At 44.6% G+C, this 3,833-nt stretch carries 2 protein-coding genes and 1 pseudogene; all 3 read right to left on the reverse strand.

Annotated features, from left to right (window positions below):
* Positions 1-676, reverse strand: a pseudogene (locus AMS66_RS33125) (IS3 family transposase); the annotation flags it as partial.
* A 220-nt stretch (positions 677-896) separates the two neighbouring features.
* A complete protein-coding gene (locus AMS66_RS05925; RefSeq protein WP_236703224.1) occupies positions 897-2,552 on the reverse strand; it encodes an AraC family transcriptional regulator in 1,656 nt (551 codons plus the stop codon).
* 100 nt (positions 2,553-2,652) lie between these two features.
* On the reverse strand, positions 2,653-3,651 hold the full coding sequence (locus AMS66_RS05930; RefSeq protein WP_053779912.1) for an ABC transporter substrate-binding protein: 999 nt from the start codon (positions 3,649-3,651) through the stop codon (positions 2,653-2,655).
* Positions 3,652-3,833: the final 182 nt, after the last annotated feature.

The following is a 3,833-nucleotide window of genomic DNA, read 5'->3' on the forward strand; positions in this document are numbered from 1 at the left end:
ACTCTGTGTTGTATACTGAAACCCTTGGTCTGAATGGAGCAAGGAAGGTCCACACTTCAGTTTCTTCACCGTGTCCGTAACGAGTTTTAAGTCATTTCGCTCGGAGAGTTCCCAGGCTATAATTTCGTTGTTGTACAGATCCATCACGACTGAGAGATAAGCAAAATCATGTCCAATCCGGACATACGTAATATCCGTCACGAGCTTCTGCAGAGGAGCTGCCGCCGAGAATTCTCGATTTAAGACATTACGGAACAGAACGGACGGTTTCCGGCCAGCAAATGGACGTTTCTTGCGAATCACGGAACGAATCTGAAGTTCTCTCATTAAGCGGCGTACCTTTTTATGATTCACCACGAGGCCTTCCTTTCCTAACGCGGTTCGCATACGTTTATAGCCAAAATAAGGACGAAGCCGGTGAATGCCTAAAATATGTGCTTTTAGATCCGCGTCCCGATCTGCTCGGTTCTCTCTGAAGGCAGCGTTTTTCTTCCATTTGTAGTAACCTGCACGTGAAATTTCAGCCATTTTACACAGCCAAACCACGGGTACCGACTTGCTTATTTTTCGAACGGACTGGCACCGGGCTTCGAAATCCAGCTTCCCTCTCCGTGCAAATTCGGATTGAGCTTTTTAGATATTCTACTTTCGCTTTCAAATAAACATTTTCTGACTCTCGCTCTGCTAGCCGAAGCTGAGGTTGACTTAAAAACTATCATGGAACGAGTAGGACACGATGACGCAAAAACAACACTTAAAATCTATACTCATGTGACTAACAAGATGAAGAAGAACGCAGATGAAAAAATCCATTTGCATTACTCAGGCATAATTCAATTGTGTTTTGCAGAGAATGTGATTTTTTGAATTAACATACCTCTCAGATGTTGCGTCATTTAGCCAATAAACCGCAGTATATCGTCGATTTTCTTGCCATGGGAAATCACACCATAGTTCATCCAGGTCATAAAATCCACCTCGTATACGTGACCGCTTTTCACTGCAGGCAGCCGTCTCCACTCATCTCTTTCCAGGAGCTTCCGTTCCTCTCCGGGATAGGCAGAATCCATATTGTCAAATGTAATAAAGAGATGATCTGCTTCTAGCTGACATAACTGCTCCAACCCAATGCTAATTCTTCTACTTTGACTCGCCCATTGCTGTACACGGAAATGCGGGGTCAATCCGAGATCCTGATACAATACGGGTGCAACGTATCCGTATTGGTCCCCGTAGAGTATAATTTCAGATGCCGAAATACGTAAAAAAGCAACCGTTTGTGCCCGTGCATGACGTGCCAATTGTCCCTTGGCTTCAACGGCCTTATCCTCATAGGCACCTATTACATCCTGGACCCGATTCCCTTTTCCCAATACATCCGCTATTGATTTCAAAATGGAACGCCAATCCTCTCCCTGATGTTCCATATAAAATGTCGGGGCTACTTGCTCAAACCGCTCCAGATTCCAGCGTTGGTATCCGTTGTTCAGCATAATAAATTCAGGTACATTCATCTCATTAAACCCTACGTCAAGCTGAGTAACATCAAATTCAGGTACATCTTCCAACCCCAAATATTGTTGTCTTCCCCAAGAACTATGGGAAGTTTGCAGTATCGGCTTTATTCCAAGGGCAAGAACAAAGTCCTCCAGATACGGAGCAAATACACGTACCTCTTGACGGTGATGACGCCGATACAAACCTGGTGAAACACCTGTATATTGCTTGAATCGGCGGCCGAAATAATACTCGTTATTAAATCCCACATTCTGTGCAATATCATGCAAGCGATCATCGGTCAGCTGTAACAGAAGTTTTGAATGTTCCAGTCGAACAGCATTCACATAATCAAGCGGAAGCTTACCTGTAATCCCCTTGAATTGTCGGGTATAACTGGATCTGGTAAGCCGGACCTCCGCTGCCAGATCGTCAACCGTTATGGGCTGATCATAGTGGTCACGAATATAACGAATAGAGCTTTGTAGCCGGGCACGCTCATCCGGCGATTCAATCTCGGGATCATTTTGCCGAAGCAGCACTCGAAACCAATCCTGGAAACGCAGTTGTATCTCCCATTGGTCCAGCCAATCATAAGCAGTCTGCCCACGACATATCTGTTCCAACGATTTCAGACAGGAACTCATTGGACTATAATTCAGCTCAATAAGTGGCAATCGATCTGGATCTGACATAAAGAGTGGCAGCTCTTGCTGCACCGTTTCACCTGTTATACTCAACCTACTGGCCGTATCTTCTTTTACCTCAGCTACCATCAGCTCAAGCCTATAATATTGCAACTCGCTGGAGCCTTCAATCACAATGGTACGTCCAGCCGGAACAAACATAATCATTCCTTTTTCCAAACGGGTGTGACTATTGTCCGAAGAGTCTATTAAGCCATGCCCACCCGTTACTACGAAAAGAGCGTGGGATGATGTCTTGTTATATGTCTGCCTGTTGGCGATATCGACTTGGCTATAATCCATGTATTTCATATATTGAAGCATGCATAACCAGGGTTTGGGAATCAGCTGTACAATCGTGGGACACATATTCATCTTCCTTAATTGAGAATTGTTATCATTTACAATAGTGTAAACGAAAAAAGAAAGCTCTTCAACCCTGAGGGAAGAACTTTCTTATGGAAAAGGCTTATGGAGTCATTTTTTGCAAGAGATCATCTATTTTCATCGAATTGGCAATGATGGCTCCCGATTGCCAGTGTGATCTTTCCATCATGTACACATGATTATTTTTAACCGCGGGAAGAGATTTCCATAACTTTCCATCCAGTACTTTGATGGCCGCCTGATTCTCCTTGGAAGACCAATCTCCATTGGAAGGAAACACAATAATATGATCTGCATCCAGTCCCGGAATTGCCTCTTCTGACAGTAACTCTTGGTATTCTTTCATGTTAGCTGCCAACGGATGAGGTGTTAATCCAACGTCTGTATAGACAAATCCAGCAAGACGATTCTTCACTCCGAACAAAGCCAGCGTCTTCTCGGTCACATTCAGGCGGACAACGGCCACAGTCTCGTTTCCAATCGCTTCCTGCAACTTGGACTTGGCGTCTGCAATTTTCTCCTTGAATGAGGCCGCTACTTCTGCACCTTTATCTGGCTTTCCAACAACATCCGCGATTGTAGTCAGAATCTGATTGGAATCCTGCAAAATTTCCTCAGGCAAACGATACGTCGGTGCTACCTTGGAGTACATCTCATATGTCGCTGCATCCACTCCATCCACAATGATTAGATCCGGATCATATTGAAGCAACGCTTCAATACTCCCGGTCAAATCGAAACGCGGCACATCCAGGTCCAGATATTCCTGCACGCCCCACATCGGATTATACCACTGTACTACAGGTGTGATATCGAGAGCCTTGAGATAATCCTCCACATAGATACCAGCAATCCGCTGCGGATGCACCGGAATCGTCACATCGCCGAATTCATCCTGAACGACACGTGTCTCTGCTTCTTTTTCTGTTGTTTCAGATGTACTGTCGCCGGAAGCTGCAGCCCCAGATGCAGGAGCCTGCTCTACCTTCGACTCAGAATTTGCACTACAGCCCGATATAACTACAACCATGAGTAGCAGTATGATCGTCCACCCTTTGAACCCTTTATTGAACCTTATCATGATACCCTTCACCCCTATGTAATCTGTTGTTGTATTGGTGAGAACACGATTTATAAATAATGATTATCATTCTCACTCAATGCTTAGATGAATTGTACCTTATGCTGTGTAAGACCCACAATACACATTTGAGGCTATTTTTTTATACAAACGAAAAGAATATACTTATCTCCCCCCCCCCC

It is taken from the genome of Paenibacillus xylanivorans (genome assembly GCF_001280595.1).
GTDB classification, from domain to species: Bacteria; Bacillota; Bacilli; order Paenibacillales; family Paenibacillaceae; genus Paenibacillus; species Paenibacillus xylanivorans.

Coding starts and splice junctions, on each gene's coding strand:
- AMS66_RS05925 (WP_236703224.1), bottom strand. CDS start 2,552: ATGTGTCCCACGATTGTACAGCTGATTCCCAAACCCTGGTTATGCATG.
- AMS66_RS05930 (WP_053779912.1), bottom strand. CDS start 3,651: ATGATAAGGTTCAATAAAGGGTTCAAAGGGTGGACGATCATACTGCTA.